General features: G+C 40.0%; 20 protein-coding genes. 6 read left to right on the forward strand and 14 right to left on the reverse strand.

The window, feature by feature from the left end:
- The first annotated feature begins 31 nt into the window (after positions 1–31).
- Together HWV58_RS17990 and HWV58_RS17995 are read left to right on the forward strand one after the other, a co-directional pair.
- Positions 32–1351 carry an alpha/beta hydrolase gene (locus tag HWV58_RS17990; protein ID WP_175635410.1) on the forward strand — a complete coding sequence of 440 codons (1320 nt, stop codon included), beginning with the start codon at positions 32–34 and terminating at the stop codon, positions 1349–1351.
- Between the two features lie 130 nt (positions 1352–1481).
- The gene (locus HWV58_RS17995) at positions 1482–2450 is read left to right on the forward strand and encodes a YihY/virulence factor BrkB family protein (protein WP_175635411.1); all 969 of its coding nucleotides are present in this window, start codon (positions 1482–1484) and stop codon (positions 2448–2450) included.
- A gap of 7 nt (positions 2451–2457) precedes the next feature.
- On the opposite strand, the gene HWV58_RS18000 is transcribed toward HWV58_RS17995, so the two are convergent.
- The 10 genes from HWV58_RS18000 to HWV58_RS18045 all read right to left on the reverse strand — a co-directional run bounded on the left by HWV58_RS18000 (position 2458) and on the right by HWV58_RS18045 (position 11584).
- Positions 2458–2880 (reverse strand): secondary thiamine-phosphate synthase enzyme YjbQ, encoded by a 423-nt coding sequence (locus tag HWV58_RS18000; protein ID WP_175635412.1) that lies wholly within the window; start codon positions 2878–2880, stop codon positions 2458–2460.
- Between the two features lie 21 nt (positions 2881–2901).
- Entirely contained in the window at positions 2902–3936 is a 1035-nt protein-coding gene (locus HWV58_RS18005) for a DUF2157 domain-containing protein (RefSeq protein ID WP_175635413.1), read from the reverse strand.
- Between the two features lie 139 nt (positions 3937–4075).
- Positions 4076–6289 carry a cation:proton antiporter domain-containing protein gene (locus HWV58_RS18010; RefSeq protein WP_175635414.1) on the reverse strand — a complete coding sequence of 738 codons (2214 nt, stop codon included), beginning with the start codon at positions 6287–6289 and terminating at the stop codon, positions 4076–4078.
- Positions 6290–6384: 95 nt separating this feature from the next.
- Positions 6385–6738, reverse strand: coding sequence for a hypothetical protein (locus HWV58_RS18015; protein ID WP_175635415.1), 354 nt, complete (start codon positions 6736–6738; stop codon positions 6385–6387).
- Positions 6739–6796: 58 nt separating this feature from the next.
- Positions 6797–7792 carry a bifunctional riboflavin kinase/FAD synthetase gene (locus HWV58_RS18020; protein WP_175635416.1) on the reverse strand — a complete coding sequence of 332 codons (996 nt, stop codon included), beginning with the start codon at positions 7790–7792 and terminating at the stop codon, positions 6797–6799.
- 66 nt (positions 7793–7858) lie between these two features.
- Entirely contained in the window at positions 7859–8719 is an 861-nt protein-coding gene (locus HWV58_RS18025; protein WP_175635417.1) for a YitT family protein, read from the reverse strand.
- Positions 8716–9447 (reverse strand): tRNA pseudouridine(55) synthase TruB, encoded by a 732-nt coding sequence (gene truB, locus HWV58_RS18030; RefSeq protein ID WP_175635418.1) that lies wholly within the window; start codon positions 9445–9447, stop codon positions 8716–8718. The genes HWV58_RS18025 and truB overlap by 4 nt, the downstream gene beginning before the upstream one ends.
- A gap of 157 nt (positions 9448–9604) precedes the next feature.
- On the reverse strand, positions 9605–10399 hold the full coding sequence (locus tag HWV58_RS18035) for an undecaprenyl-diphosphate phosphatase (protein ID WP_175635419.1): 795 nt from the start codon (positions 10397–10399) through the stop codon (positions 9605–9607).
- Positions 10400–10478: 79 nt separating this feature from the next.
- Positions 10479–10706, reverse strand: coding sequence for a DUF3098 domain-containing protein (locus tag HWV58_RS18040; RefSeq protein WP_175635420.1), 228 nt, complete (start codon positions 10704–10706; stop codon positions 10479–10481).
- Positions 10706–11584: a cell division protein FtsX gene (locus tag HWV58_RS18045; RefSeq protein WP_175635421.1), complete on the reverse strand. Its 879-nt coding sequence runs from the start codon at positions 11582–11584 to the stop codon at positions 10706–10708. The genes HWV58_RS18040 and HWV58_RS18045 overlap by 1 nt, the downstream gene beginning before the upstream one ends.
- Positions 11585–11879: 295 nt before the next feature.
- On the opposite strand from HWV58_RS18045, the gene HWV58_RS18050 reads away from it, so the two are divergent.
- Positions 11880–12212, forward strand: coding sequence for a hypothetical protein (locus HWV58_RS18050; protein WP_175635422.1), 333 nt, complete (start codon positions 11880–11882; stop codon positions 12210–12212).
- A 180-nt stretch (positions 12213–12392) separates the two neighbouring features.
- Positions 12393–15200: a leucine--tRNA ligase gene (leuS, locus tag HWV58_RS18055; RefSeq protein ID WP_175635423.1), complete on the forward strand. Its 2808-nt coding sequence runs from the start codon at positions 12393–12395 to the stop codon at positions 15198–15200.
- Between the two features lie 162 nt (positions 15201–15362).
- Here the strand turns inward: leuS and HWV58_RS18060 are convergent, their stop codons facing one another.
- From HWV58_RS18060 to HWV58_RS18070, 3 genes are all read right to left on the reverse strand, one after another.
- On the reverse strand, positions 15363–16664 hold the full coding sequence (locus tag HWV58_RS18060; protein WP_175635424.1) for a DEAD/DEAH box helicase: 1302 nt from the start codon (positions 16662–16664) through the stop codon (positions 15363–15365).
- Between the two features lie 259 nt (positions 16665–16923).
- A complete protein-coding gene (locus HWV58_RS18065) occupies positions 16924–18258 on the reverse strand; it encodes an MFS transporter (RefSeq protein ID WP_175635425.1) in 1335 nt (444 codons plus the stop codon).
- 31 nt (positions 18259–18289) lie between these two features.
- On the reverse strand, positions 18290–19627 hold the full coding sequence (locus HWV58_RS18070; protein WP_175635426.1) for an APC family permease: 1338 nt from the start codon (positions 19625–19627) through the stop codon (positions 18290–18292).
- Positions 19628–19833: 206 nt separating this feature from the next.
- Here HWV58_RS18070 and HWV58_RS18075 point away from each other — a divergent pair, with 206 nt between their 5' ends.
- Together HWV58_RS18075 and HWV58_RS18080 are read left to right on the forward strand one after the other, a co-directional pair.
- Positions 19834–20199, forward strand: a complete 366-nt coding sequence (locus HWV58_RS18075) for a hypothetical protein (protein WP_175635427.1) — start codon at positions 19834–19836, stop codon at positions 20197–20199.
- A 246-nt stretch (positions 20200–20445) separates the two neighbouring features.
- Positions 20446–22314, forward strand: coding sequence for a DNA topoisomerase IV subunit B (locus tag HWV58_RS18080; RefSeq protein ID WP_175635428.1), 1869 nt, complete (start codon positions 20446–20448; stop codon positions 22312–22314).
- Between the two features lie 378 nt (positions 22315–22692).
- Here the strand turns inward: HWV58_RS18080 and HWV58_RS18085 are convergent, their stop codons facing one another.
- Complete coding sequence (locus HWV58_RS18085; protein WP_175635429.1) at positions 22693–23718, reverse strand: YihY/virulence factor BrkB family protein; 1026 nt, start codon at positions 23716–23718, stop codon at positions 22693–22695.
- Positions 23719–23725: the final 7 nt, after the last annotated feature.

Consider the following 23725-nt stretch of genomic DNA (forward strand, 5'->3'; position numbering starts at 1 on the left):
GTACATTGCAACTCAAACAAACAAACCAAGCATGAAGAAAAGCATCCTATTTATAATTGCCTTACTATTTACTACCACTGCATTTTCTCAAAATGTAATTCAGTTATTTAACAGTGCCAACGATTTTTTTAAACTTTTACAGGAAGAGAAGTTTACCGAGGCACATACCTTTTTTAACGACACGCTAAAAACTAAGCTCCCCGAAGAAAATTTAAAAAAGCTTTGGGGCGATATCGGTGCCAAATTTGGTAAAGCCGAATCTTTTGATGCCATTCAGAGTAAAACACAGGGCGAATTTTTCTCGGTTACTGTTGAAGGTAAATTTGCCAATGGCGATCAGAATTTTATCCTGGGTTTTAATAAGCAGCAAAAGATAGTGGGGATATTTCTCGCACCTTCAAAAAAAATCGCTACTTATTTAAAACCAAGTTATGTAGATACTAGCTTGTATAGCGAAAAATCGGTATATATTGGCCCTGCCGGCAAGCAACTGGCGGCAATTGTAACCACGCCAAAAAATGCCAAAAACTTTCCGGTTGTTGTTTTTATACATGGCTCAGGGCCGGGCGATATGGATGAAACCGTTGGTGCCAACAAACCATTTAAAGATTTAGCTGGTGGTTTGGCTTCAAAAGGTGTTGCTTCTATCCGTTATGTAAAGCGGACTTTAATTTATCCAAACGAGTTTGCAACACCCTATACCGTAAAAGAAGAAGTATTGGATGATGCCAGTGCAGCTATCGCTGTGGCTAAAACGGTTACTGGTGCCGATCCGAAAAACGTTTATGTATTCGGCCATAGTTTGGGTGGTATGCTGGCACCTAAAATGGCAACACTTACACCTGATTTAGCTGGAATTATTTTGGCTGCGGCACCTGCCAGGAAGCTAACCGATGTGATTGTAGATCAGAATAGTTATATGTTTAACCTGGCAAACGATACCACTGCGGCATTTAAAAAGCAGCTTGCCGAAGCCATGGTCGAGATTGACAAGAGCAGGATAACGCAATTGGGAACAACCATAAAGCCCGATTCTATTATTTTGGGCCTACCTGCAAAGTATTGGGCCGACTTAAATTCGTACAACCAGGTTACGGTTGCGAAGAGCCTAAGCAAACCTAAAATTTATGTTTTACAAGGTGGAAATGATTTTCAGGTGGGTAAAACCGATTTCGATCTTTGGAGCACAGCATTAGCTAAGAAGAAAAATGTGGTGTTGAAATTCTACCCGGATTTAAATCACCTGTTAAGTTCCCAAACCGAAAAAGGAACTATGGCGCAATACCAGGCGGCGGTAAGTGTATCAGAAACTTTAGTGAACGATATTGTTCAATGGATTAAAGCGAAGTAACTTATATCAAGCGAATTGATGACAAAGCCCTGGTTTAAACCGGGGCTTTGTGGTTTAATCCGAAATATAAATACCAAACAATTCGAAAAAACAGCGGTTTAAATATTAACGTATCATCTTTAAACTGCTTATGGCGAAGAATAAAATTACATTTAAGGCAATATGGTGTGTTTTAAAGGCATCATTTACAGGCTTTACCGATCATAAGGTGACCAAGCTAAGTGGCTCTCTGGCTTATTACACCGTATTTTCGATGGCACCACTGTTAGTCGTAATTATTTCGCTTTGCGGCATATTTTTAGGTCGCGAAATTGCCGAAGGGCAGGTGTATGCCCAGCTCGAAAGTTTTTTAGGTCGCGAGTCTGCTGTTTCCTTGCAGCAGTTAATTAAAAATGCTTATCTGGATGGAAAAAGTACCATAGCGTTAATTATTGGTATCATTACGCTTTTAATTGGTGCAACAACAGTTTTTGGCGATATTCAGGATTCGATTAATACCATTTGGGGACTTAAGCCCAAACCTAAAAGAGGCTGGGTAAAAATGTTGCAAAACCGCTTTTTATCGTTCTCGGTAATTATTAGCCTGGGTTTTGTATTGTTGGTATCGCTGGCTATTACTTCGGTACTTGATGCTTTTAGCAAAGGATTACAGGCCAGGTTTGAAGATGTATCGATAGTCGTTTTTTATATTCTGAACCAGATTGTTACGCTTGCTGTGATTTCATTGATATTCGGTGTAATATTTAAAGTTTTACCCGATGCCATCATTAAATGGAAAGATGTTGCAGCAGGAGCAATCGTAACCGCCGTTTTGTTTATGATCGGTAAGTTTGCCATTTCCCTTTACATTGGTCAAAGCAATGTTGGCAGTACTTATGGTGCAACTGGGTCGCTGGTAGTGGTATTGCTGTGGACTTATTATTCTTCTATTATCCTGTATTTTGGTGCCGAATTTACCAAGGCCTATGCCGTAGCTTTCGGGTCGGAAATTTACCCTTCACATTATGCCGTTACCACAAAAGAAATCGAAGTAGAAACCGGAAATAATTCCATTCAGGATAACCACCCGGAAATTAAAGAAGAAGTAAAAAAAGCTTAAGGCAGAGTTAAGTGCCCCAGGCGGTAACAATCAGCTTTCTTTGCCCGCCATAATTTCGGTGCTCGCATAGGTAAATACCTTGCCAGGTGCCTAATGCTAACCGGCCATTGCGAATAGGGATTGTTACTGAGCTTCCTAAAAGTGCAGCTTTTAAATGCGCGGGCATATCATCCGATCCTTCGTAATCGTGTTCATAATCAGGATCATTTTCTTTTACTGTTTTATTAAAGAACATTTCAAAATCGAGCCTGACGGTTGGGTCGGCATTTTCGTTGATACTAAGCGATGCTGAAGTATGCTGAATAAAAACCTGGCAGATACCGATATTGATCTCATTAAGCTGGGGTAGGGCATTTTCAACTTCATCGGTAATGATGTGGAAACCTCTTCTCCTTTCTCTGAGTGTTAGTGCCTGTTGGTATATTTTCATAGATTTTAAAGCGAAAACATTTTATTTCAAAAACTCTACGTTCCATATCTTTTCGGCTTTTCGTCCAATAAGCCAGAATGAAGCTGCCAGAACAGAAAAGAATAGTGCTTTGTGCCAGCTATCCCAAAAGTACTCAAAGTAGCGTGTATAGAGGTTAATAAACAAAAAGGTAATGCCAAATTCGCGGGCAATATCATCGCGGTATTTTAAACCAAACAGGGTACTGGCTACACAAATTGCGGCAGATATTAATGCCCAGTAAAACAAGCTCAGTTGCCTTACCTTGTACCATTCATCCAGGCTGGCAAAGTTACCAAATACCGACAGCGCCCATAGCGATACAAAAAGATATACCATTCCGGCAATGTAGGTTGCCTGAAAAAAATGCCGGGTTTTAGGTACCGCTTTCATGATAAAAGATACAGCAGTTAAAACGGCTCCAAAAACAACAAAACGCAAAGGATAATTCATACCCAGGAAATAATAATTCCAACGGCTGAGATAGCCGGTTTCGGTGCCAAACCAGGCCCCTAATGAGATTAAGGCAAAAATCCAGATCAGCCTTGAATTAAAAATATAACCCAATGCGCCATAGATAAAAACTGAAATGAGGATAAGAATAGAAAAATTACCCGATCCGTTATCCAGCGCTTTACCAAAATAGGCAATGGCGTTTGCTGTTAATAAAATGGCCGAAAACACTATGGCTTCATTGCTGAATTTTAGGTGGGGTAATTTCGTTTTACGCCTGAAACCTAAAATGTATAACCATCCGGCCAAACCACCCGAAACAATGGCGATTACAATGTTGGGCGTATTGTAAACCCTTTTCAGGTAATTTAAAATAGCATTATCAATCAGTAAAGAGCCCAGGGCAATAAACCCACAGGCCAGCGCTACCCAAAATGCATATTGCGCCAAACGTAACCAGTCGAAGTTTTTGGCTTCATAACTTTTACGCAGCTTATCGCCTGTTTCTTCGGTAATCAAGCCATCACTTTGCCATTGCTCAATCATATCATCCAGAAATTCACTCTTTTCTCTGTCGACTTTCATAGGTTGGGTTCTACACGAAGATATAAAATTTGATCGTCATTGCGAGTTACGAAGCAATCTTACAACAATAGCAGCTAACAGCGATCGCATTAGGATTGCTTCGTTCGCTGAAAAAGCCTTCTCGCAATGACGGTTATAGCTAAATAACCTCTTTAATCTTCTTATTATTTCCTACAATCCAGATTACATCACCCGTATCGAAAACAAAATCTGACGAGGGATTTAGGATTCGGTTGGCACCGCGTTCGATACCGACAATCAGGGCCTGTGCCTTTTCGCGGATTCCGGCATTTCTGATACTCAGACCATGAACCGGCGATTCGGCATGTACCACTACTTTTTGAAGGGTCATTTCCTTATTCGGGAAATTGTTTTCCTCTATATTTTCAGGGGTGTCTACTTCTAAAATCGCTTTTACAGCCGCCAGCTGGTCGTCGGCTCCGATTAGCAGCAATTTATCGTTAGGGTAAAGCCTTTCATCGCGGCCAGGCGTTGGGATGTTGTTTCTGCCACGCTCAATCAGTGCAATGTTTACCCCATATTTTTCCCTGATCATTAATTCGGTAAGGGTTTTGCCTACCACTTCCGATTCAGCCGAAACCGTCAGTTCAGTTAAGTGGGTATCCCATGGCAAAATATCGGGTTTCCGGTTTTCCCTTGCATTTAAGTTTAAAATGAAACGTCTTTCCAGTTTATCGTAAAACGATTGCAGTTTTCTGGAGAAAATAACCATACCTAAAATAATCAGTCCCAGGGCGATAACAGCTGCAATCCAGGTATCGAAGAATTCGTACATTAAAAAACCAACGAAAAATATTCCCAATGCAATCCTGAAAAACTCAATGGCAATGAGCGGTCCGCGGGTGTATTTTTTATTCAGCCATAAGTGTGAATAAGCTGTTTTTTGAATCCTTCTGATTGATAGTGCCCACAAAAATGGCGACATGAGTATAAATGAAGCAATTATGCTGATGATAATGGAAGTTAAACTGTCGGCAATATTGCGCACAATAAATGGCTGCACGTAACGGTAAGCCAGAAATATAATGGCAATGATAATAACCGAGTGGATAATGGTATTGAAAATATACGATCGCAATAAAACTTTCCAGTCGCTTAAAGTGGTGATGCCCTCGGTACTAGAACTGTAACGTTCAATTCCATCCTGCCATTTTTGAGGTAAAACACGCTTTAAAAATTCGTAGAATGGCTCTGATAGCTTAATTAGGTATGGGGTGGTAAAAGTGGTAATGGCCGCGGCAGCTACTGCTATTGGATAGAGGAAATCGCTGGTAACTTTAAGTGTTAAGCCTAAAGATGCGATGATAAACGAAAACTCACCAATTTGAGCCAAACTCATACCCGACTGTACCGATGTTTTTAAAGGCTGGCCAGACAATAAAGCACCTAAAATGGTGAAGATAATTTTACCGATAACAATTACCAGTGTAGCGAACAAAATAGGTACCCAGTATTTTACCAGCATTGCGGGATCTATAAGCATACCAACAGAAACAAAAAATACAGCAGCAAACAGATCTTTCACCGATTTGGTAAGGTGTTCGATCCTTTCGGCCTGAGTAGTTTCTGCTAAAATAGAGCCCATGATAAATGCGCCTAAAGCAGGAGAGAAGCCAACCTTATCGGCCAGTAGTACCATTACCAAACACAAAGCAAGTGAAACCACGAGCATGGTTTCATCGTTCATTAACTTTCGGGTAGCCTTTAAAAACGACGGGACCAAAAATATACCACCCAAGAACCATAAAACCAGGAAGAAGGCTAGTTTTAAGATAGAGTAGAGCATTTCGGTCCCCGCCGACTGCTGGCTTACGGCCAGCGTAGAGAACAGTACAAGCAGTAAAATGGCCACTAAATCTTCAACAATTAAGACTCCGAAAACCAGTCCGGCAAATTTTTTATGTTTCAGGCCAAGCTCTTCAAAAGCCTTGATGGTAATCATGGTTGAGGAGATTGATAAAATTCCCCCCAGGAACAAGCTGTCCATATCAGACCAGCGCATGGCTTTACCTACAAAGTAACCGGCCAAAATGATAAACAGTACTTTTACAATAGCTGTAATGGAAGCTGAACCGCCAACTTTAACAAGTTTTTTAAAACTGAACTCTAAACCTAAACTGAAAAGCAGGAAAATTACCCCGATTTCGCCCCAGATGTTAATGCTTTTGGTATCGGTAACAGAAGGGAAAAAATCAAGGTGAGAGCCAACCAAAAGGCCAGCCAGTATATAGCCCAAAACAAGGGGCTGTTTAATCTTTTTAAATATAAGTGTGGTTATCCCTGCGGCAGCAAGAATTAACCCTAAATCGGCAATTAAATCTGGTAAATGCATCTATAAAAATGAGTAATGTATTAAATAATTATGTTCGGGGCTAAGCCCGGCATTTTAATTGTACCGCATTGCTGCAGTTAAAAAAATGAAATTACTTACCAAAAAACATGTTTTGGGTACAGCATTTTAAAAAGGCACCAATAATTATAATTTAATCTTTTGATTACAGCTTTGATACAGGCTGTGTTGTACTTAACAAAAAGAAACACTAAAAAACTAAGCAGCAAAAAAGCCGATGAAGATATTTTAACGATAGGGTTATTGAGCAAATCTTTTTGCAGGCTATCGTTGTCGGGTTTAAAATCGCTTGTAATTTTCTTAGCTTTTTCGCTGGTTATGAAACTTACTTTATGGTTTTTCGGTAAAGCATCATTTTGTTTTTTCTGCGATGCGCGTACCGCAAAAGGAATAGAAATGGCGCAGAAGAAAATGATATAAAAAAGCCTCATTGCCGCTAATATAACGAAAATGAGGCTTTTTTGAAAGAAAAAACGTGATTTTATGCTTTTAATCTGTCGTTTCGAAAAAAGCCAATGTAGCCTCCTTGTCTTTTTGTAGCTGAATGGTTAAGGCCTCTAATCCCGTAAATTTGACGTCGTGGCGTAAGAATTTTAGGAAGTTCATTTTAATGTCCTGACCATAAATTTCCTGGTTAAAATCAAAAATGTTAACCTCAATGTTTCTGGTCATGCCGTTTATGGTAGGTCGTTGTCCGATATAAGCCATACCGCGGTAAGTCCGGAGTCCGGAGTCTGGAGTCTGAAGCTCATTTGCCGGTTTTGAACCTTCTTCTTTAAATTCAGGGCTCATCTCAACTGTAACCGCGTAAATGCCGTCGCCGGGAATGAGTTTATAGGTTTCTTCTACAAAGATATTTGCTGTTGGGAAACCGATGGTACGTCCAATTTTATCGCCTTTAATTACCCTGCCGAAAATAGAAAAGGGATAGCCGAGATAATCGCTGGCCAAACTTACATCGCCTGCTAAAAGCGCCTGACGTATTTTGGTCGAACTTACGGCCACATCGTGAATATCCTGCTCCATAATTTCTTCAACCGTAAAGCCATAATGCAGTCCGGCGGCTTTTAAATCACTTAAATTGCCCGAACGGTCTTTGCCAAAGCGGTGATCGTAACCAATGATAATGTGTTTGGTACCAATATTATCAACCAAAGTGTTTTTAATATAATCTTCGGGCAGCTGATTAGAAAAATCGCGGGTAAAAGGAGTAATAATCAAATGATCAACACCAAGTTTTTTCAAAATATCGGCTTTCTCATTAATGGTATTGATCATTTTTAACTCCTGGTTTTCAGGATCGATGATCATTCGCGGGTGCGGGAAAAAAGTAAGGATTACACTTTCACCGTTATCGGCTTTTGCCTTTTCAACCAGTTGTTTAATGATTTTCTGGTGCCCGAAATGTACGCCATCAAAAGTGCCGATGGTTACAATAGCATTATCTAATTTCGAAAACTCGGATAGGTTATGGTATATTTTCAATGTAATTAAATTAAAATCATTGCCATTACAGCAAAACTAAATCAACGCAAATTTGCGACCAAAAGCTTAATGCAGCGCGTGCCTTTTTACTACCCCGCCTTTTAAATCAGCAATTTGTTGTTGTATCACAAAAGCATCGGCATCTATCTGCCTGATAGCAGTTTGTAATTTGCTCATTTCGAGCTTGGTTACTACGGTAAAAATAATATCTATATCTTTCTTTTCGCCATAGCCACCCTCACCTTTATAAATGGTAACACCGCGTTTCATCTCGTTAATAATGAAGTTTTTAATATCTTCCTGATGCTCGGAGATGATGGTAACGCCGGTATATTGTTCTATGCCGTTTACAATAAAATCGATAGTACTAGAGGCCGATAAATAGGTTAGAATGGCATAAAGTGCTGTTTCGATGTTTAAAAAATACGCTGCAAAGGCAAAAATGATGATGTTTAAAATGAGAATGATATTGCCAACAGTAAGGATACTGTTTTTACTGATGTAAAGCGCCAGACCCTCGGTGCCATCGATTACGCAACCGCCGCGCATGGCCAAACCAATACCTCCGCCCAAAAACAACCCGCCGAAAAAGGCAATTAACAATTTATCGTGGGTAATAGGTTGGAAGGGTAGAAAAATTAAGGCCAGTGAAAGTGCTGCAATGGCAATGGCGGTTTTAAACGCAAAGCCCTTACCGATTTGCCGGTAACCTAATATCACAAATGGAATGTTGATGATGGCAATAAGGTAAGATAAATTCCAGCCCGTTAAGGTGCTTAGTAAAAGCGAAATACCGGTTACACCTCCATCAATAAAATGGCTCGGCATTAAAAAGCTTTTTAAGCCAAAACATGCCGAAGTTACACCTGCAACGATTAAAAAGATTTCTTTTACAAATCTGGTGTTCCTGTTTTTAATGTGGTTCATACCTCCGCCTGGGTTTTTGCTTCTTCTTTCTTACTGCGAATATAATTAACAAGTTCTAATACCTCAAACGCATCTTTAAGCAAAAAGTTTCCGCTGCGGGTACGGGTAAGTTTAGAAAGATAGGCACCGTTGTTAAGTTGTTTGCCAAAATCGGATATCAGTGAACGGATGTAAGTGCCTTTGCTGCATACCACCCTGAAATCGATTTCGGGCAGTTCTATTCTGGTAATCTCGAATTCGGGAACACTTACAAAGCGTTTGCGCAGCTCTACTTCTTCGCCCAGCCTGGCTTTAACGTATAAACGTTCGCCATTTACTTTTACCGCAGAGTGTGCAGGCGGATACTGCTCAATATCGCCAATAAATGGCTTGCAGGCGGTGTAAATTTCTTCGTTGGTAATCTGGCTGATATCGAAGGTTTCATCTACCTCAGTTTCCATGTCGAAGGATGGGGTAGTGGCACCCAGTATCATGGTGCCGGTATATTCTTTTTCTTCGGCCTGAAAGGTATCAATTTGCTTGGTTAATTTACCGGTACAAATAATCAGTAAACCTGTTGCAAGGGGATCTAATGTGCCGGCATGGCCAACTTTTAGCTTTAATGGTTTTAACGAATTACGGATTTTTCCAACCACATCAAATGAGGTCCATTTGTATGGTTTATTAATCAACAGCAATTCGCCTTCAGCAAAATTGAAATCTTTAAACTTTGGATTTTCGGTGCTCACAAATCTTTTTTGCGCAAAGATACAGATTCAATGTGGTTTGCCTAGGTTTTTTTAACCACAGATCTACACGGATAAACACAGATGATTATTATCTGTGTTCATCCCCACCAGAACTGAAGGACAGGCTTTTTATCTGTGGTTAAAATATTTACATGAATTATATAATTTGTAAGCTGTGGCCACTTAGCAGGAGGATAATAATAACCAGGCCGGCAGCAATTCTGTACCAGCCAAAAACCTTAAAGCCATTTTTATTCAAATAACCAATAAAGCTTTTAATGGCTAAAAGGGCTACGATAAAGGCAACAACGTTACCAATAATTAGCAGATTGGTTTGTTCGTGGGTAATGGTATGACCTTCTTTATAAAAGTCGTAAAGTTTTTTTGCGGTAGCTGCAAACATGGTCGGCACGGCAAGGAAGAACGAGAATTCAGCAGCAACTTTTCTGCTCAATTTCTGACTCATACCACCAACAATCGTTGCTCCCGAACGCGAAACGCCAGGTATCATGGCAATGCATTGAAAAAAACCGATTTTTAAAGCAGTTAAATAAGTTACATTTTCTTCTTCGTTAATGCTGGGCTTGTTAAACCATTTATCAACAAATAATAAAATTACACCACCTACTAAAAGTGAAATACCAACAGCCATCGGGCTTTCTAACAGTTCATCTATCTTCTTGCTTAATAACAATCCGAATATGGCTGCCGGAATAAAAGCAACCAATAGTTTGATGTAGAAATTGATTGATTTAAAGAATCTTTTAAAGTATAGCACTAAAACCGAGAGGATTGCTCCCAGCTGTATGGCAATGGTAAATAGTTTTACAAATGGATCTGATGCAATGCCCATAAAAGATGAGGCAACAATCATGTGTCCGGTGCTCGAAACTGGTAAAAATTCAGTTATTCCTTCAACAATAGCAAGGACAATAGCTTGAAAAGAGTTCATATTTGTTTTGAAATAGCAAAAACTAAAGAAAACGCTCAACTAAAAATTAAGCGTTTCCCAGATTTTCCTTTGAAGGGGATTATTTTTTAAGAATGGCGTAAATCCCGAAAGCGAAGCCAAAAAGCACAACTACGGGTGCCAGTAAAGTTCTTCTGAAATCGTAAATATCGCCTGTAGTGCCCATCATTAAAATAAAACCAACTACTACAATAGCGATGCTGATTAACAATAACTGATAGTTTTTCTTGGTAAAAACCAATTCGCTTTTAACGTCCTTAACAACCGGACTTGTTTTTTTTTCTGTCATTATCTGTAAAGATGATAAGATTTTAAACGTAAATATCTGCTTACTGCAAACCAGGTGCTAATACCTGTTATAAAAATTCCCACAATTAAAAGGCCTATAAATACGAAGCCAAATTCTGTATAATTATTTAGAATTATAATCTCAGGCACTTCTTTACGGGCGTATATTAATGTGGCCAGCAGGATAATAATGGCAATAAAGGCCGCAATTAAACCATGCAGGGCAGCATACAATAAGAAAGGACGGCGAATAAAATTTTTCGTTGCACCAACCAGCTGCATACTTTTAATTAAAAAGCGCTGCGAGTAAATAGCTAGTCGTATCGTATTGTTTATCAGTGCGATAGATATTATTAGCAATAAAATGGCAAATGCTAAAATAATTAAACCAATGGTGCTGATATTTTTATTTACCATATCAATTAACGAACTCTGGTAAACCACTTCTTTAACCACAGGGTTTTTAGAAATACTGGCTTTTAAAGCATCAATGCTTTTATTGTTGGCATATTCTGCTTTTAAATACACATCGAAAGTAGAAGTTAAGGGGTTGTAACCTAAAAAGTTAACAAAATCTTCGCCTAAATCCTGTGTTAAATTTCTGGCAGCAAGCTCTTTGTTTACATACTGCGTTTGCTTTACGGCAGGGTTAGAGTTTAACTCTTTCTGAAAGGCCAGTACATCAGCTTCCTTTGCGCCTTCATCCACAATAATATTTAAAACGATGTTCTCTTTAACGTAGTTAGACAGGTTTTTGGCATGTACAAGTACCAACCCAAGCAGCCCCAGCATTAATAAAACCAAAGCAATACTAATGATAGTAGAGATGTATACGGTTTTGGTTTTCTTAGATGCATCACTTACTTCGAATTCTTCCATGTATTTCATTTTTGTTTCTGCGAAAATATAAATTATACCTGATAAACACCAATTTAAAAGGGCCTTAAATGAACATTAACGGATGCGTTAAGGTTTTAGTTCAAAGATTAAATTCTTTAATTAATTCATCATTTTGTCAAAATACGGTACGAAATTTGTTGAAACGCCGTTAATCATAAAACTTAAGACTAAAATTTTAACTATGAAAAGGCAAATTACGTTACTAGGACTATTATTAATTGTTACTAGCACGATTATATCTTGTAAAAAGGACACAACGTCGTTAAAAGCGCAAATGATGGGAAGATGGACCTTAGATAGAATCGTTACTACCGGATATACCGCTGATGAAACCTTAAAAGATCCTACCAAAATTAATGCTGATGTAACTTATGGTAAAACCAGCGATTACGTTGACTATAAAGCGAACAACGATGATCAGGTTGAAGTGAGTTTATCAGGTAACAGGACTATCGGTACCTACATTATCATTTATTCGGATCAGTTTACCATGGATTTGAATGATGGAAGCAATTTTTGTGCGGTAAACAGCATTACCGGAAACAAATTTCAGTTTACAGCAACCATAAACAATAGAATTAAAAAGGTTTATTATCTGTCGAGATAAATCCGGATCTCTTTATTATTTAAAAGCGCCATTGGTTTTAACTGATGGCGCTTTTTTTTATCTGAAAAACAAACCTCACAGGTTTTAAAAACCTGTGAGGTTTAATTTGATCCAAAATTTATGTTTTACTAAACCCCTTTATTTGCGTAATTTCGCGCATTAAAAATTTTAAAACCTGCAATGGATTACCAATTCAAAGAAATAGAACAAAAGTGGCAGAAATTTTGGGCAGACAATCACACCTTCAAAGCCGAAAGTAATTCTGAAAAGCCAAAGTATTATGTATTAGATATGTTTCCGTATCCATCGGGTGCAGGTTTGCATGTTGGCCATCCACTGGGTTACATTGCATCTGATATTTTTTCGAGATACAAACGCCTTAAGGGCTTTAATGTATTGCATCCAATGGGTTACGATTCGTTTGGTTTACCTGCAGAGCAATACGCGATACAAACCGGTCAGCACCCGGCCATTACTACTGAAGCCAATATTGCAACCTACCGCCGCCAGCTCGATCAGATCGGTTTTTCTTTCGATTGGAGCAGGGAAGTGCGTACCAGCGAGCCATCTTATTACAAATGGACGCAGTGGATTTTTATGCAACTGTTTAACTCGTGGTACAACATCGAAAACGACAGGGCAGAAGATATTACCACTTTGATCGAAAAGTTCAATGCTTCGGGATCGACTGATGTGAAAGCGGTTTGCGATGATGACGTAAAATCTTTCCTGCCAAGTGATTGGGCAACTTTTACCGAAGAGGAAAAACAAGAGGAATTATTAAAATACCGTTTAACCTATTTAAGGGAAAGTACCGTAAACTGGTGTGCTGCCCTGGGTACCGTTTTAGCAAATGATGAGGTAAAAGATGGTTTTTCTGAGCGTGGCGGTTTTCCAGTTGAGCAAAAGAAAATGATGCAGTGGAGTATGCGCATTACGGCCTATTCTGATCGCCTTTTGCAAGGTTTGGATACCATCGATTGGCCAGAGCCAATTAAAGAAATGCAACGCAACTGGATTGGCAAGAGTGTAGGGGCATCAGTGAAGTTTGCAGTTGACAATTCACAGTTGGCAGTTGAAGAAACTGAAAAATATATCGAAGTTTTTACTACCCGTGTTGATACCATTTTTGGCGTTTCTTACCTGGTATTGGCACCAGAGCACGAGTGGGTTGCCGAATTAACTACTCCAGGACAAAAACAGGCTATCGAAGATTATATCTCTTTAACCAAGAAGAAATCGGAGTTAGACCGAATGGCTGATACCAAAACCGTTTCGGGAGCTTTTACCGGTACTTATGTAATTAACCCGGTAAGCGACGAGCGTATTCAATTGTGGATTGCAGATTATGTGCTGGCTGGTTATGGAACAGGTGCGGTAATGGGCGTGCCAAGTGGCGATCAGCGCGACTGGTTATTTGCTACGCACTTTAACTTACCGATTGTTCAGATTTTAGATGCACAAAAAGATATCGACGTTCAGGCAGATCCAACAAAAGAAGGAAAATATATTAATTCGGGTTTTATAAACGGATTAACTTATCAGGAAGCTGTTCCGTTTTTAAATAACTGGTTAGAAGAAAAAGGAGTAGGGAAAGCAAAAGTGAACTTCCGTCAGCGTGATGCGATTTTCGGTCGCCAGCGTTATTGGGGTGAGCCAATTCCGGTTTACTTTAAAGATGGATTACCTTATCTGGTACAGGAAGAAGAATTGCCTTTGTTGCTACCCGAAATTGATAAATATTTACCAACTGAAACGGGAGAGCCACCTTTGGCGAGAGCTGAAGACTGGATACCTGCTGCAGGTGGACACTATGAAATGAGCACCATGCCAGGTTGGGCAGGTAGCAGCTGGTACTGGTACCGTTATATGGATGCCAATAACGATTCAGCATTTGCTTCGAAAGAAGCTATTGAGTACTGGCAGGCAGTTGATTTGTATATCGGTGGATCTGAGCATGCTACAGGACACTTGTTGTACAGCCGTTTCTGGAATAAATTTTTGAAAGATTTGGGTTATACCAAAGAAGAAGAACCTTTCAAAAAACTGATTAACCAGGGCATGATTCAGGGGAGAAGTAACTTTGTTTACCGCATTAACGATGAGAACGGTAAACCAACCAATACCTATGTTTCTGCGGGTTTAAGAAAAGAATATAAAACTTCGGCATTGCATGTTGATGTGAATATTGTTGAGAACGACACACTGGATTTAAATAAATTCAAGGCCTGGAGAGAAGAATATGCCAATGCAGAATTTATTCTGGAAGGTGGAAAATACATTTGCGGTGTTGAGGTAGAAAAAATGTCGAAATCAAAGTTCAACGTGGTTAACCCCGATGATTTGATTGAGCGTTACGGTGCCGATACCCTGCGTATGTACGAAATGTTTTTAGGTCCGTTAGAACAAAGCAAGCCTTGGAATACCAACGGTATCGAAGGTGTGTTTAAGTTCTTGCGTAAATTCTGGCGTTTGTTCCACAACGAAGAGTGGGTATTCCATGTAAACGATGCCGTACCAACAAAAGCAGAGCATAAATCGTTGCATAAAATCATTAAAAAAGTTCAGGATGATATCGAGCGCTTCTCGTTCAATACTTCTGTATCGAGCTTTATGATTGCTGTAAATGAACTTACCGATCTGAAATGTAAAAACCGTCAGATTCTGGAAGATATGGTAATTATCCTTTCACCTTATGCACCGCACATTTGCGAAGAGCTTTGGGTATTATTGGGTAACGATGCCGGTACACTTTCTTATGCAGCTTTCCCAACGTTCAAACCCGAATATTTGGTAGAAGATGAGTTCGCTTATCCGGTTTCCATTAACGGTAAAATGAAAATGAACCTGAATTTGAGTTTAAACCTTGCTCAACCAGAAGTTGAAAGCATTTTATTGGCAGATGAACACTTCCAGAAGTTTTTAGATGGAAAAGCACCTAAGAAAATCATTTTCGTAAAAGGAAAGATTATTAATGTGGTAGTTTAAAGGTAGAAGGATTGAAGGTTTAGGGTAGAAGGCTTTTTTCTCTTGTCTTAAGTCTAAACTTAAAATAGAAAAACCCAAGTTACATTTTTTGTCACTTGGGTTTTTCTTTATAAACTGTAGGTTTTAAGCCTTATGCCTTCTACCTTTCAACCTTCCGCCTTTCTAGTCTCTTTTCCTCCTGTTGCCACCAAAACGTCTGTTGTTGCTTGCATTACGGGGTTTGCCGCTCATGTTACCATCACCACCTTTTCTGGATCCACCGCCACCGCCTTTCGATTGTGCCTGAGGTTTACGTTTGATCTGGTTTTTAGCCAGCATGTTTTCCCAGGTTAGGGGATAAGGATGGTCATCAACAATCGGTAAAGTGATTTTAATTAATTTCTGTATATCCAGCAGGTACTCGTTTTCTTCAGCATCACAGAAAGAAATGGCAAATCCGTTTGCTCCTGCACGACCTGTACGGCCAATCCTGTGTACATAAGATTCCGGAATATTCGGTAACTCATAATTGAAAACGTGCGATAGCTGGTCGATATCAATGCCGCGGGCGGCAATATCGGTAGCCACCAATACCCTGATGTGTTTATCTTTAAAATCGTTTAAGGCACGTTGTCTGGCATTTTGCGATTTGTTACCATGGATGGCTGCGGCTTTAATACCAGCATGACCTAAATCTTTGGCAATCCGGTCGGCACCATGCTTGGTACGCGTAAAAACCAGGGCTGTTTCAATCGTTTTATCCTGTAACAGATGAATAAGTAATTTCTTTTTATCGGGTTTATCTACAAAGTAGATAGATTGGTTAATCGTTTCTGCCGTAGATGAAACCGGTGTAACTTCTACCTTAGTGGGGTTCGATAAAATGGTATTGGCGAGCTTCTGGATTTCATCGGGCATGGTAGCCGAGAAAAATAAAGTCTGGCGCATTGCAGGTAATTTAGCCACCACCCGTTTTACATCGTGTATAAAGCCCATGTCAAGCATGCGGTCGGCTTCATCTAAAACAAAAAGCTCGATGGTGTTCAGGCTGATAAAACCCTGGTTCATTAAGTCCAGTAAACGGCCTGGGGTAGCCACTAAAATATCGACTCCTTTTTTCAACGCTTCTACCTGAGAGAACTGGTTTACCCCACCAAAGATTACCAGGTGGCGAAGGTTTAAGTTTTTGCCATAAGCTTTAAAGCTTTCCTCAATCTGGATGGCCAGCTCGCGGGTTGGCGTTAAAACCAAAGCTTTAATGTTTTTTGTGGCTTTGGTATTGATGTGTTTTTCGTGCAGCAATTGCAACATCGGAATAGCAAAAGCTGCAGTTTTTCCGGTACCGGTTTGTGCACAGCCCAATAAATCTTTTCCTTTTAATATAGTAGGGATGGATTGCTCCTGTATAGGCGTAGGTTGTGTGTAACCCTCAGTCTCAAGTGCCTTTAAAATCGGCTCAATGAGGTTTAATTCTTTGAATAACATGTATGTTTTTATGTAATATGTATTGAAGAAGCTAGAACAATCATTTGTTGAAGGACTAACTTGCGGAGAGAATATGCCATTCAGAATGACAAGCCCTTATTCCTGCTTCGGTGCAAAGATAGGTAAATTTATGGAATGATCGAATGTATGTTAGAATGAGAGAATGAAGGAATGATTGAATTTTGAATGGAGGAAGGATTGAATGAGAGAATTTGGACTCCTTCTATCATTCAAATTCAATCATTCTCTAGTTCAGTTGTTACTTTTCCTCTTTAAACCTGCTGAAAAACAGCAATGCGATTAAACAAAGCCCAAAACCTACAATTCCATTCAGGCGCAATCCGAAATCGTTACCCGGATCTTTACCGTAAATGGTAAGCATAGCAAAAATGGCAATACCCAGCGTTTGGCCCAGCTTTACAAAGAGGTATTTTACCGCAAAGAACATTCCTTCGTGGTTTTCGCCGGTTGCTAAAGTATCTCTTTGCGCAATATCGGCCAGTATAGCTGTAGGTAAAATGCCCAGTGCTGCCAAAGGAAATGACGCAGATAAAACCAGCATGTAAATTTGGGTATGCGGACCAAATGGCAATTTGCCCAGGAAAAATATGGTGACAAAAATGAGGCACAGCACCCCAAAAGCGAGGAGCACAAAAGGTTTCTTACCTATTTTAGCCGAACCAAAATTAACCAGTGGATAAAACAGGAGCGAAGCCAGCACCATTGATGCCATAAATTTCCCTCCCTCTGATTCGTGCAGGCCCAGCAAAACGGTGCAGAAGTATAACAGCCCACTCGAAATAATGCTCAATGCAGTGTAAAAGGCAAAATCTGAAATCAGGTAATATTTAAAGTTGCTGTTTTTAAAGGTGTTTTTCATGGCTGCCCAAAGCGGAACATGGCTTGGTTTGGCTACCGAAAAATCTTTCTCATTGATGAAAAAGACGGGTAATAACATCACCAGTCCGGATAGTGCGCATAAACCCCAAATGGCCATCTGAACGGCTTCGCTCCGGTTGCTTACCTGGAAATTATCCTGTACCAGATCGGCAAAATTATTGGTGCAGGCTGATAAAATTATGCCAATTACAAAACCCACCTGCTGGTAACTCGAGAGTTTCACTTTTTGCCTTGGCGTGTTAGTCACTTCGGCAAGTAAAGCGTTGTAAGGGATAATATAAGTGGTAACCGAAACAAAGAACAAACAAAGGGTAATGGTTAGCCACCAGGCATTGTGCAGGCTTTCGGTTTTTTGAAGCGGGTAAAAAACCAGTCCGCAAAAAAGCATTGCCGGGATTATAGCCCATTTCATAAAAGGCATACGCCTGCCATTTTTATTGGTGCTTGCATCACTTTTAGCTGCAATAAACGGATCGTAAAGGGCATCTACCAGGCGGCCTGAGGCAGCAATTATAGAAAGGATATTGAAGGCTCCGAATAAAACAAGCTGCGGTACAAGCGGGGGGAGGCCTGCGTTATTTGGTGGCAGGTAGAAAAAGGGCAGCATTACGATGATAATATTCGTCATCGTGCTCCAGCCAATCATACCGGCAGCGTAAGCAATTTCTTGTTTTAGCGAGAGTGTTTTGTTCATTAATCTCCTTTAATTTCTGTTCGCAGTCTACTTATTTCTTATTAAACCATCTGCTCACAAAATAAATTGCCAGAAAGCCAATAAAGATATATAAACCATTCAGTGCAGCATTGGGATCGTCGGCGTAAATGCTTAGGGCCACAAAGGTATAAGCTGCTATAAATATAATAGGCAATATAGGATATAATGGAACAGTATAGATGGTTTTTTTATCAAGATGTGCAGTTCTTTTGCGCAGAATGAAAATAGTTGCTGCCGAACTGGCCATACTAATGCTTTCTAAAAAAATGGTGTAGTTTAAAATCTTATCAAAAGTTTTGGCATAGAAAATAATTACCACTGCAATCACCGTAAAAACGGTTAAGCTTAAAGTAATTACCTCCGTTTTTTTATTCATGCGACTAAAAACCCGTGGTAAGGCACCTTCTTCGCCCATGGCAAACATGGCCCTGGGGTTACTCAACAAGTTTACATTTACATAGCCCATTACCGAGAAAAAGATGATCACCGAAAGCGCATTAAAACCAGCGGGGCCGAATATTTTAGCAGCCAGTATGGCGGCAATACTTTCGGCCGATTTTAGTTCTTCGAAGCCGATAACCCGAACATATACATAGTTAATGGCCAGATACAGGATAACGATAATGGTTAAACCAATAATAATTGCCCGAGGGATTACTTTTTTTGCTTCTTTAACTTCGCCGCCAAAATTAATGGTTTGCGCATAACCAGCGTAAGAGAATGAAACCGCAATTAAACAAAGGCCAAGGGCTTTGCCGTAATCGGCCCAGTTGGGTAATGTTCCGTCAGTAGTTTTAAAAATGGGTGTTGCAGTTTGTGTAGCGCCTCCAAAAAACACAGCACAGATGAGGGTTAAAATCATCCCAATTTTAATAACCGTTAATACATTTTGTGTTTTTGAACTGGCTTTTAAACCAAGCAGATTGATGAAATAAAACACCAGTATGGTTGTAATGGCTATGGCAACCCGGTAGGTTTCGTTTTGCATGGCGGGTGGCAAAATGATCTTACTCAGGTATTCTGCACCAATAATAGATATGGCTGCTACCGAGGCAGCGCTCGAAATGATCACGATACAATTGATGGCAAAGGCAATGGATGGATGATATGCCGCCGAAAATATCTTATAGTAGCCACCGGTTACCGGAAAACGCGATCCGATTTCGGCATAGGTTAAGGCGCCGCAAAAAGCTACAAAACCGCCAATAAACCAGGCGAGGTAAAACAATTCGGGGATTTGCGCCTTAGCAGCCACATTTACCGGTGTACGGAAAACCCCCATGCCAATAACCAGACTTACTACAATCATAGATAAATCGAATAACGAAAGCTGCTTTTTCTGTTGCATGAATAAGTTGTTAATGTGGGATGAAGATAGGGAAAATAGGTAAGATGGAGGATGTAAAATGGAAGATGTATGAGGTAAAGGGGAAGATGAAGGATGTATGAGGTAAAATGGAAGATGTAAAATGTAGGAGGTAAAATGGAAGAGGTGATTTGGTTAATTCTTAAAGCCATGAACGGTATGCTTCCATCATCCATTTTCCATTCAGTTTGGATTACGCTATTGACTATGAAGCTCTGAACCATGAACTGCTTACCCGCCATCATCCATTTTCCATCTTCCCTTTTCCATTCAGCTTGGATTACGCTATTGACTATGAAGCCATGAACCATCAACTGCTTACCCGCCATCATCCATTTTCCGTCTTCCCTTTTCTATTCATTTTGGATTACGCTATAAACTATGAAGCCATGAACCATCAACTGTTTACCCGTCATCATCCATTTTCCATCTTCCCTTTTCTACTCAGCTTGGATTACGCTATCGACTATGAAGCCATGAACCATCTCAACTGTTTACCCGCCATCATCCATTTTCCGTCTTCCCTTTTCCATTCATTTTGGATTACGCTATAAACTATGAAGCCATGAACCATTAACTGCTTAGCCACCATCTACCATTTTACATCTTCCATTTTCCATCATTGTGTTGATATTTTCTTTTGCTAGCCTCATATAATAAATTTATTATTGTAAGATAATTCTGAAGAGGAGATCTGAAAATGTTTTTATTTCAATCATCAGGATTATTTCTACAAATTCTTCATCGCTCTGTAAACCAAAAATGCAGGGTTTTTCATTGGGGAACAGAATAAACACATTATGGCAGAAGTAATTTATAACGACGACAGTATCCGCTCATTAGATTGGAAAGAACACATCAGGTTACGTCCCGGTATGTATATCGGAAAACTTGGTGATGGTTCTGCACAAGATGATGGTATTTATGTTTTGTTAAAGGAAATTGTAGATAACTCTATCGATGAGTTTGTGATGGGAACCGGGAAAACCATCGAAATTACCCTTTCGGAGCAAAAAGTAAATGTACGCGATTATGGTCGTGGTATTCCGCTGGGTAAAGTAATTGATTGTGTAAGCAAAATCAATACCGGTGGTAAATACGATAGCAATGCCTTCCAAAAATCGGTGGGTTTAAATGGTGTGGGTACCAAGGCAGTAAATGCTTTGTCTACCAGTTTTACGGTGCAATCGTACCGCGATGGAAAAACAAAGAAAGTTGAGTTTTCTAAAGGCGAAATTTTAACCGAAAACCCGGTTATTGATACCACACAGCGTAACGGCACAGCCATAACTTTTTATCCAGACGAAACTATTTTCAGAAACTACCACTATATTCCTGATTTTGTGGAGAGCATGGTTTGGAACTATGTTTTCTTAAATACAGGTTTAACGGTAAATTTCAATAACCAGAAATATTTTTCAGAAAGAGGTCTGTACGATCTGCTTTCTAAATTTAATAAGCCCGAAGAAATCAGGTACCCGATTATCCACATGGTTGGGCCCGATATCGAAATTGCCATGACCCACGGTCAGCAATATGGCGAAGATTACCATTCTTTTGTTAACGGACAGCACACCACACAGGGCGGAACCCACCAGGCAGCTTTCAGGGCAGCGGTAGTGAAAACCGTTCGGGAGTTTTTTAAGAAAGAGTTTGATGCAGCTGATGTGCGTTCATCGATCATCGCCGCCATTTCTATCCGTGTGCAGGAGCCGGTTTTCGAATCGCAGACTAAAACCAAGCTGGGTTCGCAAAATATGGGCCCGGAAGGTCCGTCGGTGCCTACTTTTATTAACGACTTTGTTAAAAAAGAGCTCGACGATTATTTGCACAAAAATCCTGATGTTGCTGATGCGCTATTAAAAAGGATTATGCAGTCGGAGCGTGAGCGTAAGGATATTGCGGGTATTAAAAAACTGGCTAACGACAGGGCTAAAAAGGCTTCGTTACACAATAAAAAACTGCGCGATTGTAAAGTGCATTTCAACAGCACGCACGAAAAACGTTACGAAACCACTTTATTTATTACTGAGGGAGATTCGGCATCGGGTTCGATCACCAAATCGCGCGATGTAGATTGCCAGGCCGTTTTCAGCTTAAAAGGTAAACCCCTTAACTGTTACGAGCTGACTAAAAAAGTGGTGTACGAAAATGAAGAATTCAACCTGTTGCAGCACGCTTTAAATATTGAAGACGGATTAGAAGGCTTACACTACAACAATATCGTTATCGCTACCGATGCCGATGTGGATGGTATGCACATCCGTTTGCTGATGATGACTTTCTTCCTTCAGTTTTTCCCCGATCTGGTAAAGGCAGGGCACGTGTATATTTTGCAAACGCCACTTTTCAGGGTGCGCAATAAAAAGGAAACGATTTATTGCTACAGCGACGAAGAACGTAAAAATGCGATAGAGAAATTAGGTAACAAACCCGAAATCACCCGATTTAAAGGGTTGGGCGAGATTTCTCCCGACGAATTTGGGCTATTTATCGGAAAAGATATCAGGCTCGATCCTGTAATTTTAAAAGATCAGACCATCAAGAGCCTGTTAGAATATTACATGGGCAAAAATACTCCAGACAGGCAACAGCACATTATCCGGAACCTGCGCGTAGAGAAGGATGAGGTGGCAGAAGAGCCTAAAGTAATTACGGAAGTAGCATAAAAAAAGGAGAGTCAGGTTTTAAAAGGCCTGACTTTTTTGTTTATCTACTGGTTGGTGTCTCACCAACCAGATTGGTATTACTTGAAGGGTCTCTCAGTTGTGAGATGCTGAAATAAATTCAGCATGACGATTCGGGAATAAGGTGAATGGGATGTTGTGTTAGATACTTCTTGAGTCGGTCGGTGAGACGCCAACCGATAGGGTAATTCGGGATCTCGTCCCCCTTAGAAGGGGGCAGGGGGATGATTTATCTATCTACTGGTTGTGTTTCACTAACCAGCTTTGTATTACTTGAAGGGTCTCTCAGTTGTGAGATGCTGAAATAAATTCAGCATGACGATTTGGGAGTAAGATGATCTGAATTATAATCTAAGTTAACTATTCTTTCGGCAGGTTAACTGTATCTTCAGGGTGTTGTGGAGGCAATACATCAACCTTTTTCTCTACAATGGTAATTTTAGTAAATACGGCATACTTACTGGGCGAAATACCACCATCGTACTTCTCGGCATAAGCTTGTGTAAATTCTGCCCCGAAATAAAGGATAATGGAGGTATAATAAATCCACAGCAGAATAATGATAATAGAACCTGCGGCACCAAAAGCCGAAACAGTACTTCCTTTTTCGATGTAAATGCCGATTAAATATTTGCCCAGGCTAAACAACAGCGCGGTAAATAATGCACCGGTTATAGCCGATTTCCATTTAATATTAACATCGGGCAATACCTTAAAAATAATGGTAAATACGGCTGTTACTGCCAAAAGTGTAAGTGCATTGTTTAAAATGTAAATGAGTAGTGCCATGGTATCGTTGGCAACGGGAATCACATCTTCTACCTTGCTTTGCGAAATTAATGCAACCAGTTTATCGCCCAAACCAACCACTACACTGTTAATTACCAGCGATACCAGCAGCAAAAAGCCCATCGATACAATGAGTGAGAAAGAAAGCAATCTATTGGTTAGCATTTTAATCCAGCCTTTTTTGGGCATGGCCTTTACTTTCCAGATCAGGTTTATACTGTCTTGTATTTCGATAAAAATGGCCGTTGCACCAATAATTAATGTACCAATACCAATAATTAAGCCCATAGTAGATTGACCTGTTTTGTTGGCATGATCAACAAAGCCCTGTATCTGGGTAGCTGCGGGTTTTCCAACCAGTTCGGTAACTTCGATAAAAAACTTATCGCGGGTTTTCATTTTGTCGCCGAAAAACAGCGTGGCCGCCGAGAGTACGATAATAATGAGTGGTGTAAGCGAAAAGATAGTGTAGTAAGCCAGAGAGGCACTCAATTTCATTACCCTGTCTTCCATAAAGCCTTTTCCAGCCGCTATAAAAAGGTGATAAATGGCAACAAAAAAATATTTGATTTTATGTAATACTCTTACTCTCTTCATCAGAACA

The sequence above is a fragment of the Pedobacter ghigonis genome (assembly GCF_903166585.1).
GTDB classification, from domain to species: domain Bacteria; phylum Bacteroidota; class Bacteroidia; order Sphingobacteriales; family Sphingobacteriaceae; genus Pedobacter; species Pedobacter ghigonis.

Coding starts and splice junctions, on each gene's coding strand:
- HWV58_RS17990 (WP_175635410.1), top strand. CDS start 32: ATGAAGAAAAGCATCCTATTTATAATTGCCTTACTATTTACTACCACT.
- HWV58_RS17995 (WP_175635411.1), top strand. CDS start 1,482: ATGGCGAAGAATAAAATTACATTTAAGGCAATATGGTGTGTTTTAAAG.
- HWV58_RS18000 (WP_175635412.1), bottom strand. CDS start 2,880: ATGAAAATATACCAACAGGCACTAACACTCAGAGAAAGGAGAAGAGGT.
- HWV58_RS18005 (WP_175635413.1), bottom strand. CDS start 3,936: ATGAAAGTCGACAGAGAAAAGAGTGAATTTCTGGATGATATGATTGAG.
- HWV58_RS18010 (WP_175635414.1), bottom strand. CDS start 6,289: ATGCATTTACCAGATTTAATTGCCGATTTAGGGTTAATTCTTGCTGCC.
- HWV58_RS18015 (WP_175635415.1), bottom strand. CDS start 6,738: ATGAGGCTTTTTTATATCATTTTCTTCTGCGCCATTTCTATTCCTTTT.
- HWV58_RS18025 (WP_175635417.1), bottom strand. CDS start 8,719: ATGAACCACATTAAAAACAGGAACACCAGATTTGTAAAAGAAATCTTT.
- HWV58_RS18035 (WP_175635419.1), bottom strand. CDS start 10,399: ATGAACTCTTTTCAAGCTATTGTCCTTGCTATTGTTGAAGGAATAACT.
- HWV58_RS18040 (WP_175635420.1), bottom strand. CDS start 10,706: ATGACAGAAAAAAAAACAAGTCCGGTTGTTAAGGACGTTAAAAGCGAA.
- HWV58_RS18045 (WP_175635421.1), bottom strand. CDS start 11,584: ATGGAAGAATTCGAAGTAAGTGATGCATCTAAGAAAACCAAAACCGTA.
- HWV58_RS18050 (WP_175635422.1), top strand. CDS start 11,880: ATGATGGGAAGATGGACCTTAGATAGAATCGTTACTACCGGATATACC.
- leuS (WP_175635423.1), top strand. CDS start 12,393: ATGGATTACCAATTCAAAGAAATAGAACAAAAGTGGCAGAAATTTTGG.
- HWV58_RS18060 (WP_175635424.1), bottom strand. CDS start 16,664: ATGTTATTCAAAGAATTAAACCTCATTGAGCCGATTTTAAAGGCACTT.
- HWV58_RS18065 (WP_175635425.1), bottom strand. CDS start 18,258: ATGAACAAAACACTCTCGCTAAAACAAGAAATTGCTTACGCTGCCGGT.
- HWV58_RS18070 (WP_175635426.1), bottom strand. CDS start 19,627: ATGCAACAGAAAAAGCAGCTTTCGTTATTCGATTTATCTATGATTGTA.
- HWV58_RS18080 (WP_175635428.1), top strand. CDS start 20,446: ATGGCAGAAGTAATTTATAACGACGACAGTATCCGCTCATTAGATTGG.
- HWV58_RS18085 (WP_175635429.1), bottom strand. CDS start 23,718: ATGAAGAGAGTAAGAGTATTACATAAAATCAAATATTTTTTTGTTGCC.